This is a genomic window from Virgibacillus sp. LDC1, assembly GCF_025792345.1.
Classification (GTDB): Bacteria; Bacillota; Bacilli; order Paenibacillales; family Paenibacillaceae; genus Paenibacillus_AQ; species Paenibacillus_AQ lautus.
Genome location: NZ_JAOXLZ010000001.1, coordinates 907,223 through 922,929, shown reverse-complemented (window position 1 = coordinate 922,929; position 15,707 = coordinate 907,223). Strand labels below are relative to the sequence as shown.

At 48.9% G+C, this 15,707-nt stretch carries 11 protein-coding genes and 1 pseudogene; 1 reads left to right on the top strand and 11 read right to left on the bottom strand.

All coding sequences use genetic code 11. The features are described 5' to 3' along the window. The first annotated feature begins 173 nt into the window (after positions 1 to 173). Entirely contained in the window at positions 174 to 3,524 is a 3,351-nt protein-coding gene (locus OHJ21_RS04370) for a discoidin domain-containing protein (RefSeq protein ID WP_486019361.1), read from the top strand. 90 nt (positions 3,525 to 3,614) lie between these two features. On the opposite strand, the gene OHJ21_RS04365 is transcribed toward OHJ21_RS04370, so the two are convergent. The 11 genes and pseudogenes from OHJ21_RS04365 to OHJ21_RS04315 all read right to left on the bottom strand — a co-directional run bounded on the left by OHJ21_RS04365 (position 3,615) and on the right by OHJ21_RS04315 (position 15,687). After that, positions 3,615 to 4,688, bottom strand: coding sequence for a ThiF family adenylyltransferase (locus OHJ21_RS04365; RefSeq protein ID WP_279300463.1), 1,074 nt, complete (start codon positions 4,686 to 4,688; stop codon positions 3,615 to 3,617). A 181-nt stretch (positions 4,689 to 4,869) separates the two neighbouring features. Next, positions 4,870 to 5,679, bottom strand: coding sequence for an aminoglycoside phosphotransferase family protein (locus tag OHJ21_RS04360; protein ID WP_486019360.1), 810 nt, complete (start codon positions 5,677 to 5,679; stop codon positions 4,870 to 4,872). Between the two features lie 306 nt (positions 5,680 to 5,985). Continuing rightward, positions 5,986 to 7,539, bottom strand: coding sequence for an ABC-F family ATP-binding cassette domain-containing protein (locus tag OHJ21_RS04355; RefSeq protein ID WP_100536479.1), 1,554 nt, complete (start codon positions 7,537 to 7,539; stop codon positions 5,986 to 5,988). A 122-nt stretch (positions 7,540 to 7,661) separates the two neighbouring features. Next, on the bottom strand, positions 7,662 to 8,657 hold the full coding sequence (locus OHJ21_RS04350; protein ID WP_486019359.1) for a hypothetical protein: 996 nt from the start codon (positions 8,655 to 8,657) through the stop codon (positions 7,662 to 7,664). Continuing rightward, a pseudogene (locus OHJ21_RS04345) lies at positions 8,644 to 9,197 on the bottom strand (hypothetical protein). Before OHJ21_RS04345 ends, OHJ21_RS04350 begins: the two are co-directional and overlap by 14 nt. 5 nt (positions 9,198 to 9,202) lie before the next feature. Further along, positions 9,203 to 9,598 carry a hypothetical protein gene (locus OHJ21_RS04340; protein ID WP_486019358.1) on the bottom strand — a complete coding sequence of 132 codons (396 nt, stop codon included), beginning with the start codon at positions 9,596 to 9,598 and terminating at the stop codon, positions 9,203 to 9,205. 24 nt (positions 9,599 to 9,622) lie between these two features. After that, on the bottom strand, positions 9,623 to 10,081 hold the full coding sequence (locus OHJ21_RS04335; RefSeq protein ID WP_100536476.1) for an ABC transporter permease: 459 nt from the start codon (positions 10,079 to 10,081) through the stop codon (positions 9,623 to 9,625). Between the two features lie 73 nt (positions 10,082 to 10,154). Then, positions 10,155 to 12,227 (bottom strand): hypothetical protein, encoded by a 2,073-nt coding sequence (locus OHJ21_RS04330; RefSeq protein ID WP_486019357.1) that lies wholly within the window; start codon positions 12,225 to 12,227, stop codon positions 10,155 to 10,157. Beyond that, positions 12,217 to 14,127, bottom strand: a complete 1,911-nt coding sequence (locus OHJ21_RS04325) for a pilus assembly protein CpaF (RefSeq protein WP_486020993.1) — start codon at positions 14,125 to 14,127, stop codon at positions 12,217 to 12,219. Before OHJ21_RS04325 ends, OHJ21_RS04330 begins: the two co-directional genes overlap by 11 nt. Next, positions 14,114 to 14,983: a CpaE/TadZ family protein gene (locus tag OHJ21_RS04320; RefSeq protein ID WP_100536473.1), complete on the bottom strand. Its 870-nt coding sequence runs from the start codon at positions 14,981 to 14,983 to the stop codon at positions 14,114 to 14,116. Before OHJ21_RS04320 ends, OHJ21_RS04325 begins: the two co-directional genes overlap by 14 nt. Continuing rightward, positions 14,980 to 15,687 carry a hypothetical protein gene (locus OHJ21_RS04315; protein WP_100536472.1) on the bottom strand — a complete coding sequence of 236 codons (708 nt, stop codon included), beginning with the start codon at positions 15,685 to 15,687 and terminating at the stop codon, positions 14,980 to 14,982. The genes OHJ21_RS04320 and OHJ21_RS04315 overlap by 4 nt, the downstream gene beginning before the upstream one ends. Positions 15,688 to 15,707 lie beyond the last annotated feature (20 nt).

The following is a 15,707-nucleotide window of genomic DNA, read 5'->3' as shown; positions in this document are numbered from 1 at the left end:
TCGAAAAGATGCTGGGATCACATACGATTTCCGTAGAATTACATCTTATCTCCGATGCGACGCTATTTTTATAATGGGATAAAGGATTAGGAAAGGGGGATATCTTCAAAATTCCGCTTGTTCAATCGGAAAGGAAAGTATGGTGTGAACACACTTTGGAGGAGGAAAATAACATGCGCAACAAACTCGTGGTATGGCCTCTTGTCATGGCTATGCTGATTTCTATCGTATGCACGGCTGCAGGGCCGCCCGAACCGGTTTCAGCCGCAGGCGAAACCAACCTCTCGCTTGGCAAAGCTGTAACAGCAAGTGGTCAATCCCAAACCTATGGGCCGGCTAACGTTAACGATGGCAATCAGGGCTCATACTGGGAAAGCACGAATCATGCATTCCCGCAGTGGATTCAAGTCGATCTCGGTGCTGACACCAGCATCAACCGGATCGTCCTTAAACTTCCTGCCACCTGGGAGTCACGGACACAAACGCTAACCGTGCAGGGCAGCTCGAACGGTTCCACATTCTCAAATATGGTGGACTCGGCCGACTATGAATTCAACCCGTCTACAGCAGGAAACTCGGTGACTATCCATTTTGACGAAGCAAGCACGCGATATGTTCGCCTGACCGTAACCAACAATACGACTTGGCCGGCAGCACAGCTGTCGGAGTTTGAAATTTATGGACCATCGGTCTCCCCGCCAACACCTCCGACGGGTAACAACATCGCGAGCGGCAAACCGATTACAGCCTCCTCAAGCACCTTCACGTATGCAGCAACCCATGCTAACGACAACGACATCCAAACCTACTGGGAAGGCGGAAGCAATCCAAGCACCCTGACGCTCGACTTGGGAACCGATCACGATATCACCACCATCGTACTGAAGCTCAATCCGTCTCAGGCGTGGAGTTCGCGCACCCAAACCATACAAGTGCTCGGGCATGACCAGAGCACAACGAATTTCAGTAATTTGGTATCGCCACAGTCATATGCGTTCAATCCCGCGTCCGGCAACTTTGTGACGATTCCCGTAACGGCAACCGTTAAACGCCTACAATTGAACATAACGTCCAATTCCGGCGCACCGGCCGGGCAGATTGCGGAATTCGAAGTGTACGGCACAGCCGGCGAGAATCCGGACCTGACCATTACGGATATGTCCTGGACTCCTTCTTCTCCGATTGAAAACGATGACATTACACTGAGTACTACAGTTAAAAACATTGGGAACGTGGAAGCTGGGGCTACGACGGTCAATTTTTACCTGAATGGCGCTAAAGCAGGCTCCTCCCCGGTAGGTCCGCTTGCGGCAGGAGCATCCACCACGGTAACATTACAAGCCGGAACCAAAGCGGCTGGATCCTATTCCGTCAGTGCGAAGGTCGATGAGGATAATGAAATCATGGAACAGAATAACGAAAACAACAGCTATTCGCATACAACCCCTCTGGTTATTGGTAGCGTTGAAAGCTCTGATTTGATAGGAACCGTGCAATGGTCACCCGCCACTCCTGTCGCAGGGAATGCAGTAGCCTTTACCGTTAATCTTAAGAACCAGGGCAACAAAGCCACGGCAAGCGGATCCCACGCGATTTCCGTCGCTCTGAAAAATCCCGCCGGTTCAACGATTCAAACCTTCACCGGTGGTTATGATGGCGCGCTTGCTGCAGGTTCCTCCGCCGCTGTCCATATTCCGGGCACATGGACAGCGGAAAATGGCAGCTACACGTTAACAACCACCGTGGCACCCGATGCAAACGAAGTACCCGTCAAACGGGAGAACAACGTCAGCCAGGCCAATCTCACGGTATATTCCTCCCGTGGCGCCAGCATGCCATATACCCGATACGATACGGATGATGCATTACGCAGCGGCGGGGCTCTGCTGAAGACGGCACCGACTTTCGATCAAGCGCTCACAGCATCGGAAGCATCCGGCCAACGTTATGTAGCACTTCCTTCCAACGGGTCCAATCTGGAATGGACGGTTCGGCCAGGTGAAGGCGGGGCCGGCGTAACCATGCGTTATACGATGCCGGACTCACCCGACGGCATGGGATTGACTGGCTCACTCGACGTGTATGTAAATGGCACAAAGAAAAAAACCGTTCCATTGACTTCCTACTACAGCTGGCAGTATTTCTCCAGCGATCATCCTGCAGATGAGCCTGGGGGAGGACGCCCTCTCTTCCGGTTCGATGAAGTACACTGGAAGATGGATACGCCGCTCCAGCCGGGAGACAAAATTCGGATTCAAAAGTCCAATGCCGATAACCTGGAATATGGCGTTGATTTTATCGAAATCGAGCCGGTACCGACGGCTATCGCCCGCCCGGCCAACTCGGTATCCGTAACGGATTTCGGTGCAGCGCCAAACGATGGCCAAGATGACCTACCGGCGTTTGAAGCTGCTGTGCAGGCTGCCGCTTCAACCGGCAAAACCTTATACATTCCTGAAGGGACATTCCATCTGGGCAACATGTGGAAGATCGGTTCGGTTGGGAATATGATGGATGACATCAAGATTATGGGCGCAGGCATCTGGCATACAAACATTCAATTTACCAACCCGAACGCCGCTTCTGGCGGGATTTCACTTCGGATCACGGGCCAGCTTGACTTCAGCCATATCTACCTCAACTCAAATCTGCGGTCACGTTATAATCAAAATGCAATCTACAAGGGATTTATGGATAATTTCGGCACCAACTCCAAAATACACAATGTGTGGGTCGAGCATTTTGAGTGCGGCTTCTGGGTAGGCGATTATGCGCATACCCCAGCCATTATCGCGGAGGGTCTAATCATTGAAAACAGCCGGATCCGCAATAATCTGGCGGATGGGGTCAATTTTGCCCAAGGAACCAGCCATTCAACTGTTCGTAACAGCAGCATTCGAAATAACGGAGACGATGGTCTCGCCGTATGGACGAGTAACGTCAATGGCGCACCTGCGGGCGTTAACAACACCTTCTCGTATAATACCATCGAAAATAATTGGCGTGCGGCAGCCATTGCATTCTTTGGGGGAAGTGGTCATAAGGCTACTCACAACCTGATTGTTGACACCGTAGGCGGATCTGGTATTCGAATGAATACCGTGTTCCCGGGGTATCATTTCCAAAACAATACCGGCATTCTGTTCTCCGATACAACGATCATGGGGAGTGGAACCAGTAAAGACCTGTACGATGGCGAGCGCGGCGCGATCGATCTGGAAGCATCGAATGATGCGATTCGCAATGTCACGTTTACCAACATCGATATCTTGAACACCCAGCGCAGTGCCGTTCAGCTTGGTTATGGTGGCGGCTTTCAGAACATCGTATTTAACAACATCCATATTGACGGTACAGGGCTTGACGGGATTACATCCTCAAGATTCTCGAATCCTCATCCTGGTGCGGCGATTTACACCTATACGGGCAATGGGTCGGCAACATTTAACAATCTGACAACGCAAAATATCGCTCATCCGGATCGGTTTTTCATTCAGAACGGTTTTCAATTGATCGTGCAATAATCCGGCTTATACATCAAAAGGAGGAGTCTTTTGCGACTCCTCCTTTTGTAACTGACGGATATATAGATTAGTAACGCAAGTTGTCGCAGATTAACCACCAACGTATTGATTATACAGCGACCTGGCCTTAGCGATATCCGATGTGCCATGTACCAGGGTTCTCCCGTCCCGGAATATAACCAAACGATGCGGAGTCACCTGATAGATGATCATATACGGCGTTACGGTTGCTTTTCCTTGATGAAGCCTGTTCAATCGATCGGCCATTTCATCCAGCTGAAGCTGCATGGGGCTGGCAGGCCTGATCTGTACCGTATCCCTACCGCACAACACTTCGCTTTTATCAGCAAGTTCAGCCGTCAAATAAGGATATTTCGGATGCTCACCGCATGTGGGGCAGTCTGATTGCTTCGCTCGGTCTACGCCAAACTCCACCCGTTCATTACGCCATAAGTCGAATGACAGCATCTTTTTTCTAAGAACATGTCGGTGTCCCGATAAAAGCTTCATCGCTTCCATCGTTTGATGAGCAGCGACCATCTGTACCGCTTGAGGAAGAATTCCGTTAATGTCGCAGGTGTCACCGCCCAAGGGAATCGTTCCTAGCAAACAGTTCAAGCATGGCGTCTCTCCCGGCAAGAATGTGTAACTCATTCCTGAGCTTCCGACGCAGCCTCCGTATATCCACGGGATTCCATGCTTATATCCGATATCGTTCAGGATCAGCCGGGTTCCGAAATTATCGGTAGCGTCCATCATTAAATCAACGCCTTGACAGAGTACCGCCAGTTCCTGCGCACGTACATCCATAACGATACCATCCACGATACCGTCTGAATTAATTTCGGATAACCGCTTGGCCGCTGCTACGGCCTTCGGCAATCGATCGATCGCGTCCTGTTCGGTAAACAGCTGCTGACGCTGCAGATTGCTCCATTCCACGTAATCCCGATCCACGATAGTTACATGCCCGACACCTGCGCGAACCAAAGTTTCCGCTACGGCGCTTCCCAGCGCACCAGCTCCAAGAACAAGCACGTGACTGTCCCGGAGGCGAAGCTGGCCTTCTTTTCCAAATGGCGTAAACCGCTCTTGCCTAGAATACCGATCCTCTCGTTCCATATGAACTGTTACACCACGGTCCGTGGACTCCGAGGCGGCCATGAAGAGAGGCAACGTACGATTTACTTCCTCCCTGTTATCGCTTAAACCAGACATGAATTTTCCTCCGATCAATATCTGCAAATCTTCTAAATAAAAGAAGACTTCATGAAGTTTTTAGACGATGACCCATGATTAAAAAAAACCATCCCACGAAGAGGATGGGCTGTTTAACTATTTCAACCTAATACAACCTAGTATTCAACGCCTTCTCCAGTATAGCGCGATGACGCAGAATCCAGGCCGCACTCCGCGCCCTCCAGGCCAATCCCCACAGAACGCCTTCCGTTTCCGGCGTGACCTGCAGCTCAATCGCTTCCTCTGCCGTTTCCCGAACGACCACCTCCACGATCAAATCAAAGAGGGCAGCCCTACTAGCTGGATCGACGCCATATGCGTCAACCAATAGACGGAGCTGCCTTGCACGAACCTCTGCGTTTGGCAAACCAACCCGTTCAGCTACATCATCATCATGCAGCTGAGGAAAGAGCCAACATACGCGGGCTAGTTCAACAAGTGGATGTACAGGTCCGGCGTATTCCCAGTCAATTAGTGCAATCGGCATCCCATCACGGGTAACCATGTTCCAAGGAGCCATATCACCATGGCTGTATACCACCCGGGTATCACCCAGTTCTCGCAGGAACCACGGTTTCCAGACCATCCCGGGTTGCGGATTAAATGTAGCCGAAGCGTCATGAAGCCGACGCAACAATTGTCCTACCTCGATGATACCTTCGTCGCTCCATGGTCCGGGATGAACAAATTCGCCTTCGATATAACTTAACATCTCTTGGTCTTTCTCATTACATCCTGAGCCTATAATTTCCGGTATCGAGGTAAACCCTGATTGCCTCAGGTGTCTCAACAAAGAGTGTACAGCCGGAGTCCAGGCTCCGGATGGTCGGTACACAATCTGGCCCCGCCGTACAACCGACTTCTCGCGAGAGAGTATGACGTCTTCTCCCTGATTTGAGTTGTTTTCCGAATTCATTTAATACGACTCCCTTCAGAAGGGAATTACACAGGTCATGGGGCTAAGGATGCGAATCCCCTTCATATAATAATGCCCCGATGGATAAGTCCATGTCTTCCATCCGCATCTCCTCCGTTCGTTTCAGGTTATTTCTAGCATATCACAAATGCGCTTCCTCCATAAACCATTTCCGTACGCCCCATTTGCCGGATATACCAAAGGAGGACAGGCAGCAATTTGCCCATCCCCCTTATGAAACTAATAAACTCATTCTTATTAAGATTTGATATATCCTGGCAGAGAGCAGGATTATGATTCTGATAATCAGGAATTCTGATTGGACCAATCTTCGACGTTCCAGATCTTGGTCACCCAATCCTCGTAAAACTCAGGTTCGTGGGAAACCAGCAGGATCGTGCCTTTATATTCTTTCAAAGCACGTCTTAGTTCCTCCTTAGCCACAACATCAAGGTGATTGGTCGGTTCGTCAAACAGAATCCAGTTGCTTTCGCGCATCAGAAGTTTACACAGACGGACCTTGGCTTGCTCCCCGCCACTCAGTGCCTTCATTGGACGGGTAATATGCTCGTTTTTGAGTCCGCAGCGTGCAAGCGCTGCACGAACCTCGTGCTGGTTCAAATGTGAAAATTCGTTCCACACATCATCAATCGGCGTAATATTCCCTGGACGTACTTCCTGCTCAAAATAAGCAGGCACTAGGAAATCCCCTTGATACGTCTTCCCGGAGAGCGCCGGGATTTTGCCTAATATGGTCTTCAGCAGCGTTGATTTACCTACGCCATTACAGCCTACAATGGCAATTTTCTCTCCTCGCTCGATGAGGATATTCATTTTGGGGAGCAATGGTCGATCGTATCCGATCTCAAAGTCTATTCCCTCGAATACCGTTTTACCGCTGGCACGGGATTCCTTGAAGTTAAACACAGGTTTAGCCGCTTCCTCCGGGCGGTCAATCCGCTCCATACGATCGAGCTGCTTCTCCCGGCTCTTCGCTCGGCCAGAGGTGGAATAACGGGCCTTGTTCCGCTGAATGAAGTCTTCCTGTTTCTTGATGAACTCCTGCTGCTTCTCGTAAGCATCGATATGCTGGTTCTTATTGATATCGGCCATTTCCAGGAACTTCTCGTAGTTTGCTGTATAGCGAGTTAACTTCGCAAATTCCAAATGATAGATCACATCCACCACCTGGTTCATAAATTCCGTATCATGGGATATCAAAATGAAAGCATATGGGTATTGCTTCAAATATTGAGTGAGCCATTCAATATGCTCAACATCCAGATAGTTGGTGGGCTCGTCCAATAACAGTACGTTCGGCTTCTCCAGAAGAAGCTTCGCAAGCAATACTTTGGTACGCTGTCCCCCGCTTAACGTCGCAACATCGCGATCCAGGCCAATGACGGATAACCCAAGACCATTCGCCATCTCTTCAACCTTTACGTCCAACATGTAGAAATCCCCAATATCCAGCTGCTCCTGAATTTCACCCATTTGCTCGAGCAGCAGCTCCAACTCTTCAGGAGAAGCATCACTCATCTTATTGGTGATCTCCAACATTTCCTTTTCCAGCTCCAGCAGGGGCAGGAAGGCATCCTTCAGTACATCGCGAACCGTTTTGCCGGGTGTCAGCTTGGTATGCTGATCCAGGTATCCGTACCGGATTTTCGGTGTCCACTCCACCTTGCCGCTGTCTTTCAACAGCTGCCCGGTCAAAATATTCATTAGTGTTGATTTGCCTACGCCGTTTGCTCCAACCAAACCAACGTGTTCGCCTGCCAACAAACGAAAGGATACATTCTTAAATAGAGTACGTTCCCCGAAATTATGCGATACGTTCTCTACAGTCAATAAACTCATGGCTATAGTAACTCCTGTCTGTATAAAATGAACTTATTTCATGTTAATTTAGCGAAATATACACAGTCAAGAGTTTATTGTATCACATCATGGAGTCCGGCAGAAACCATAACTTTCAGGGATTAGGGGACACCGGGATTGGAACAGCTTTTCTCCTGATAACCGGCGGCCGCTGCCTCCTTGGCCCTCGGAAACACTTCTTCCACGCGATAGTTGTATTGGCAGACATCACGATAATAATATTTGAGTCCCCTGCTATCCACCCCTCCGAAATAGACCGGGGCTTTAACGAGTCTGCCGCCTCCAAGTGCATAATTATTATGATACTGATCGCCCATGGGAATGCCTTGAATAAACGCCATCATACCGATATCATCAATCGTATTCACCCACTCTTCCTGGGATATCAACGGAAGCGCGAACGTATAGGATATTCCGTTCCGGAGCGCCATTTGGTTGTGCCGCTGTATGTAATATGCAAGATGATCTTGAACGGCATTCACAATCGTGATTCGCCTGACTTGTTCGAACATATCCTTATCTTCCAGCAAAGCTACACCCGTCCTGCCGGCCAGATCCTCTCGAAAGCCAGAGTGCCAGAGGGAGGAACCTCCACCTGATTCATGTACCTGTACGAAGGAATCCAATGTAAACTGGAGGCTGTTGCCCCTGCCATCATTCCAGGCATAAGGAATTTTGGGTGTCCATCTGTGTTCTATGAGCTCCTCCCCATACGCGTTGGTGAAGGTTTGCGAAACATACATATAATACCCGTCATAATCCAGAACCACGATGGCAGGTATGTACCACCACAGGGCATTCTGCGCAGCCGGATCATCCGCGATCCCCATATTGATGTACAACGTCCGGGAAAAGGACTCCAGCGCCCGCTCTTTGTCCGCACGCATAAACTTTAAAGAATCATATGCCGACTCTTTGTCCTGGGTCTCATTCTCGTTCAGCATCATCCCGCCGTCTTGGACGGCAGTGCGCAGAGCAGCCGAGTATTTCATCTCTACGTACCGAACATCCTCCAGACTCTCAGCACGCATGCCCAGGATGAGAAACATGGGGAAAAACACGGCGGTAAATACGATGGCAAGATCAGTAATCTTCATTCAGAACCAAGCCTCCGTAAGGGAATGCGATTGCTGCTTTTCCACCTGAATTTGATCCCGTCAGCGCATCGAACATGATCAGTCCGGGCGTTCGATTCAACGTACTGACATTTACCTGGAAGTGATCACCGGCCGTTAGACGGTATCGGCGACTGTCATCGTTTTTATCAACATTCGACTCCGGGAATAGATAGTCCATAACATCTTCCTGATAATAAGCATCATATACGACGGAGTAGCGATTCAGGAATGTTCCAGGATCTGAAGGATCGGCATATTCGGGGTGGTACTTCTTGTGATGATGCTCCATCTCCACATTGTAAATGTTCCCGGTAGCTGCCAGCTCTTGCAGGAAGTCATGTACATGATCGGGGTAATATACCCCTTCGTACGAACACTGTCCACGAATTTGGTGACGGATTGATAAACAACGAGCCGTGACAGATCATCCTGTCTTCTGGCCATCTCCCCTGCGGGAACCAAATACAGCAAAAGAAGCGCCAGAAAGGCAGCAAACCATTTCGAAACCGAGTTTGACATTGTTGTTACCTCACTTTAACAAACTGGATGCTCTCCACGAATCCATCGATTCTCCGAACGTACTCCGCATCATAACGGGCGTTCGTATCAATGACCGAAAGATCCAGCTCCTCCGGATTACTTCCGGATCGGAATCTTACACCATCCACATACATATCGAAGCCGCCAGCTTGAACCTCTCGCAGCGTGAATAATACTTCGCTTCCCTTATAAGTCAGCTTCCTGATCTCGTTTGTCATCTCTACGGTGATCACACCAGCATGCTGCTCCTGAGTCATTCTGCCAGCGGCTGATATACCGCCATCCACCATCGTCTGAATATGGAATGCATACAGGACAGCGCCAAGAAATAATGCCACCCCTGCTGCCAATTCAAGTGCGCTTATGGTTTGTTCACGCAAGGCAAGTCACCTTTCTGTTCAGAACTATTGATCGAATTTGATGCCTCTGATCACGTTGGAATCATCCTTAACGATGGTGGCCTTAAATTTTCCGCTTGGATTGACGTATTCTGGGCTTTTCTCATCCATAACGAAATCGATATTCCCTTGTCTTGAATCCGGATTGAGAATCGAACCGTCCTTCTCCAATACATTGCCGTACCATTGCCCTGCTTTATTTTTCCCTGTTGCTATGAAAACGCCGAATTGATCCTTGTCCTTGTATTTGCGCAGTGCGTTCGTCACCTGAGAACCGCTGATTGTTGTTCCGTCATACACGGTAAATGCTGCCTGGGACAGCTCTGTCTGAATATCCGAAAAATTGTTCTGAGCAGTTTTGGTTGCCTCCTGCGCCGAAATGAACAAAATAACCACAATGGTAATCAAAGCAATGGTCAGAAATATACCTGCCGCAACCTTTAAAGCGGATGATGCATTATTCATTGAAATCCCCCTCATTCTCTCATTTATTATTTGAACCTATGGATATAATTCCGCGTTGACAATCCTTGTATCGTTATAACCGTTGAATGTGCTCATAGTACGTTTCCATTTGGGAGAAACTCATGCCGATTAGCGGGATGACAAGATACATAAAGATCAGCGCATACATCGGAGTAAAACCGATCATTCGCCCCCATGCGGCCTTCGTGTCGATCATCGCTTCATACTCCTGCTTGCGCTGCTCGAAACTGAATACCATTTCTCCATCGAGGTCATCAAAAACATCCTTGATCGGTACTTTATCTACCGCAAGCAGCAGCTTGTCCACCAGCCGCTGAAATTCAGGAAACCAGACGTCTTCCTTCAGCTCCAGCAATGCCAACTGTGCGCCATGTTCGTAATGAAGCAAGCTTTTTTGAATGGGAATCTTAAAAATAACTGCAAACCGATTTAACCATTCTAAGATGGCCTCAACCGAGATACGCTCCATTCCGCGCAGTATGGATATGACTGTCTGAAACTGATAAATTTCATGCCGCATTTCCATATTGCGTACTTTCCGGTGAAAATGCAGCAGCCATAATGGCGCCGCATATGCAGTCACACCTGCCAGAAAGGATAGGAGCAACTCCCACCATTTCAAATACTCGCTATCATAGCGCTGCAGTTTGGTCATAATTCGATCAGTTGTGATCTCAACTTGTTCCTTGGTCAATGGAGTAGGTTCTGTCTCATTAATCATCTGCTTGACCTGATCATCGGTTACATCCGGCGACATATGCAATTGTTCCATAAGCAGCCGATCGCGCTCAACCGTTTCCTCTGCCTGCTGACGCTCGATCTTATTCATCTGGCCGAACAGAGAAGGGTTCAAGGAAACGGGGGCATACAGCAGATGATGTTTAACCTGCACATGCAGGCCTATTGCCAGCGATAACGACAGGAACAAAGCCAGGAAAAAGAACGTCATTCTTCTGATATAGAGCCATTCGAACTTGATTCGCGCGTTGCTTTCCTTTAGTAACCGCACCTGCCTGTCATATTTCACCGTACCAGGTGTTGGAGCCATCACCTTCACAAGCCAGCGTATCATAGGAATCCGGTACATCCTTTCTTCCAAGTTCATCTTCTGAACCTCTGCGCGGTAGTCCGTTTCCCGATTTTGCTGAAGCTTCTGAAGCAGGATGTAAGAAATGAGAATAATAACATAAATCGATATCTTGGTCATAAAACCGAGCTTGCTCATATAAAACTCGTCCATCGACGGAAAACTGCTTCTGGCCCAGCGTTCAATCGGTTTGGTGAAAAAGACCGGAGCCAACGCAATCACATTCAAGCCCTTCATTAAATAATCCAGCTTGTCTCTGCGCAATATTTCCAATTGGATCTCCTTGGTCAATCCGCTTAGTCCATGCAGATAGATGGAGCCCTGTTTTCTCGCATGATCGCCAAACTCCATGACAAGATGTGAAATGCCCGCAAACGCTTTAAGATATCGGTTCGGCGCTACCTCATAATACCTCTCCAGCTCGTCATCAGGATCGTTTGATACCAAGGCATTGTAGATCCGATGAGCATGCATAGAGATTTCATGTCCTGAAGTCTCAGCCCCTTCGTACAAAGCTTCCTCTACCATTCCATGCTGCTGATAGTGATGGCGGACCGAGGAGAACAATTCTACCGATTGGATAAGGATTCTTCGTTCCAGTCGGTTAATGAACATCTCAACGAGCATATTGTTAATAACCACTGCTGCGAGAATAACAATGACAATAAACCCCGGGTCCGGATGACTCCATATAAGGAGCATGGCGGTAAAACCGATCGTGCCGGTAATCGCGAAGGCTAATCTCACTGTTTCAAACCGGAGTGATATTTCGTCGTAGGGATGCAAGATCGTGATTCGCTGTCTGATCCGTTTAAGATAGGCTTGGATTATCGGGAGCTTCATCCCATACATATAGGCCAATTGAAACCATTGCCGGTACATCCCGCGCAGTGATCTTACCTCGCCCGCGCCCACCTTTACGGCCGTTTCCTCACGATACCCTCGTCTTCTGCTCATGCACGACACGATACCGAACGTGATGGAAAACAGCGCCAGGGATATGATTAAAATCAGTATCAACACATCTTTAGAGGTCACTTTGATTCCCCCACCCTGAAGCCAGAAACATTCTGAATTCTTCGGCATCTTCCGGATGCATCTGCTCCGTCATTTCGCGAACACTGCATTCGGATAACTTGGCGGCAGCGATATAGGTCCCGTCCCGATATTCAATCACATTACGGGATTCGAAATAACTTACCTCGTTCAATCTCCGCATATGTTCTGCACTTAACTGAAAATACTGCTCCACGCTGCTCTTCCAGCTGTTTTCTGAAGTTCCCTCGAATGGTGGCAGGGATCCCTTCTCAACCGGGATGCACTCCGTAATACGCTCTATGTAACGGTTACCGTAAGCGTCTCTTCTTAGATGTATATCAAAGTTGATCACGCTGACCACCTGCTGCTCAGCAATATGCTCTTGCCTGAAAACGCCGCTCTTGAGCAGGGAGTTGCGCAAGGATTGTACAAGGTCTTTGAATGTCTTGGCATGATGGGTAAACACGGTAAACAAACTTGCCACTTGAGACATCTGTATCATCCATGACGCTACCTCGTCGCTGGCAACCTCACCAAGAATATTAACTGTACCGTCCGTCTTCTTCTGCAGATCCAGACCGGCCTGCCCACTAATATGCTCGGTTTCCCTGAAGCTGAGAATGTTCCTGCGGCTATAGATTTTCCTTAAATGCAGCTCAAAGGCCATCTCCTGAACCCGAAGGGTATAAGACGCATAAATATGACCAACCATCGCCATGAGCAGGGTTGTTTTTCCGGAACCCTGAGCACCGGTGATTGCCGTAATCCGGCTGCCTTTCATTAAATACCTCAACAAACCGATTACCAATTCCGAGCCGTTTCCCGTAATTAACTGATCAAGCGAAGCCTTGGGCAGATCAAACTTGCGAACAAAGAACGCCCAGGACTCGGCAAATGGTGGCCGGACCACAACGACCCTGGAGCCATCCTTCATCTCATTCACTTTATAACCGCTAGCTTCTGAAAGCTGCCCGGGATGATTGTACTTGTATATGTTTTGACATACCCTCTTCAATTCCAGCATCGAACCAAACGATAAAAAAGCTAGATGCAGCGACACCCCTCGATAAAAAATCCATACACTCTCACAGCCTGTTGCTGGCGATTCGGGATGCGAAAAACTTAGCCCCAAGAACTCATCCTGGGTGTGAAAGATATCCTGTCTGCTGTCACTGTTGACAGGAATGCCACTAACCCCGCCACTGATCCCGTCGATCCGTTGATCCCTGATTTCATCCACAACGGAAAAGCCTTTGTACTGCTGATAAATGCGCTGGACGACGATGTCAAGCTTCTCCTGAAACAAGAGCGGTCGCTGCTCTGACTCATAGATATATGCGATGTCCTCCGCGGTAACCGCATACACGCTGCCCTCTCCGTAACCAGGTATCACGCGCGGACCTGCAAGATCGTAGGTTTCAAGAAGTACGGATAAAGCATCCTCCCCATGCCTCTGCTTATACAGGTATAATATGATCTCGAATTGATCCTGGGCTGTTAACTCGGTCAGGTTTTCGAACGGAATGGCTGCATGAATGTTGGACTCGTTCAAACCCAGATCTCGGACCAGCAGCTGTTTTAAAAAGTCCTTTACATAGGCTTTATCCAGCACATCTCCGGATACGCAGCCCTTGAGAGCACTTCGCAATTCACTTCGCTTGTTCAGCCTCCGGCGATACTCCTCCTCGTGTAGCCCTAAATCAGATAACTGGCTGTGCGTCAGCTGATGAAGACTATCTTTAACAAACGCAGTCATTGCTTCTAGCGAATATGGGTCGGATCTCCGTGAAATCGTAGCCGCCGGCTTTCGGGTATCCAAATAACGCAGATATACAAACAGCAATCCAAACAAAATCATGACGATGATCCATATCGTATTCAAGGAATTACCCAAGAGCATGCAGGCCTCCCGCTTTCGAACCGCCGGAAGGAAGACCAAGGTGTTCAGCCGCGGCATCCGCCAGATTACGAACAGCATCATATAGTGGGCTCATGCGTTTGAGGTCAGCGCCTCCTCGACTTCGCTGCATGTAGGGCATAACTGAGCGCATATTCCATGCATCCGTCATACCGGAACAATACGGGACACCAAGTACCATCGCTTTGATGCCAAATCGGCGCTTGATATTTTGCAGTGTACAATGGCTCTCCCGGTCATATTTGCCGACGATGTACAAGCATTCCTTGTCCTTCACTTCAGGGGGCAGCTTCACCTGGTTAAGCTCACTCTCCAGGACATGCATATTCTGATTCAATCCAACCACGATTAAGTCTGCCGCTCGAAGTATCGCACAATCTGCCGCTCCAGGGGCTCCATTGCCTGCATCGGCTATCGTGACGTCGTAACTTCGCTTGGAGGACTCCATAACTCTGGTCATAAGTTCAGCCTGTTTCCCGTCCCCCCCACTTCTTGCGGCATGTATATCATCGGCGGACATGGGTTTCGGTCCACATAAAAGATCGAGCCGATCAGACAGGAGCGGCAAGGTATAATTACGTACATTCTCCGGGTTCAGTCTCCCGCTTGTACTAAGCCGTTCCAAGGCATCCATTCCGGTATCTTGAAAAGCCGTCATATAATCTAATGATTCCTGCTTATAGGTAAAGGCTTGTTCTACTCGTTCCCCAGCATGTCCACCATGGGCGAGCAGCACTTTGACCTGATATTCGAACGCCAATACGATAGGTAAACTCGAGGCTAACATCGTACTGCCGCTGCCGCTCATCAAGGGACTCCATACAGCAATCAGACTCATGCATGCCTCCTTCCTGCTTGCCGAAGTGCCCGGCGAATATGCCGGTGCTCCATTTCCGTTAACCTGCGGAGAAGTTCGGTAAGCGATCGTTTATACTGTCTGGACAATGGCTTGATGCCCAGTCTCCCTGCATGTTCATTTTTTATTTTCAAAGCGAAAAACAATTCATCCCATGGCATTTTTACGGGCGGACCCAGCCACTGAATCCGGCTGTCTTCCAGATAGCCTTCAATGTAGGTTTCATCCATCAAATCTTCAATGACCTGAACATATACCCGATGGAAAGGCGGCATCGGATCATCAGTTCTTGCGGCTCTCAGTTCATCAAGCAAGACCGTACTCTTACGCAGTCCTGTTACCTCGAATCCGCTAACCCAAACATGGGCATCTGCTGTATCCCACTGCATCTTGTCCAGAAATTCCGACTTCTCCACGTCCATGATGATATAGTCATACTTCTTCTCCTCTGTTTCTTCCAGATAGTCCATCAGCGACGTATAGTTCTCAAATCCGGTTGCCACGTCGAATCCGGCAAACTCCATAACCGGCAGCTGCGGATGTATCACGCCTATGCAATGTTTGTACTTCGCATCCATCGCACCATCCACAAGCAGTACCCGGTTGTCTCCATTAGCTAATATTTTGCACATGTAGAGGAGCATGTCGCTCTTATCACAGATGCCTGTAAATATCCACGTCTTCATTTTGATTTCACTCCTTCACT

Coding starts and splice junctions, on each gene's coding strand:
- OHJ21_RS04365 (WP_279300463.1), bottom strand. CDS start 4,688: ATGGCCGCCTCGGAGTCCACGGACCGTGGTGTAACAGTTCATATGGAA.
- OHJ21_RS04370 (WP_486019361.1), top strand. CDS start 174: ATGCGCAACAAACTCGTGGTATGGCCTCTTGTCATGGCTATGCTGATT.
- OHJ21_RS04360 (WP_486019360.1), bottom strand. CDS start 5,679: ATGAATTCGGAAAACAACTCAAATCAGGGAGAAGACGTCATACTCTCT.
- OHJ21_RS04325 (WP_486020993.1), bottom strand. CDS start 14,127: ATGCTCTTGGGTAATTCCTTGAATACGATATGGATCATCGTCATGATT.
- OHJ21_RS04315 (WP_100536472.1), bottom strand. CDS start 15,687: ATGAAGACGTGGATATTTACAGGCATCTGTGATAAGAGCGACATGCTC.
- OHJ21_RS04335 (WP_100536476.1), bottom strand. CDS start 10,081: ATGAATAATGCATCATCCGCTTTAAAGGTTGCGGCAGGTATATTTCTG.
- OHJ21_RS04320 (WP_100536473.1), bottom strand. CDS start 14,983: ATGAGTCTGATTGCTGTATGGAGTCCCTTGATGAGCGGCAGCGGCAGT.
- OHJ21_RS04350 (WP_486019359.1), bottom strand. CDS start 8,657: ATGAAGATTACTGATCTTGCCATCGTATTTACCGCCGTGTTTTTCCCC.
- OHJ21_RS04355 (WP_100536479.1), bottom strand. CDS start 7,539: ATGAGTTTATTGACTGTAGAGAACGTATCGCATAATTTCGGGGAACGT.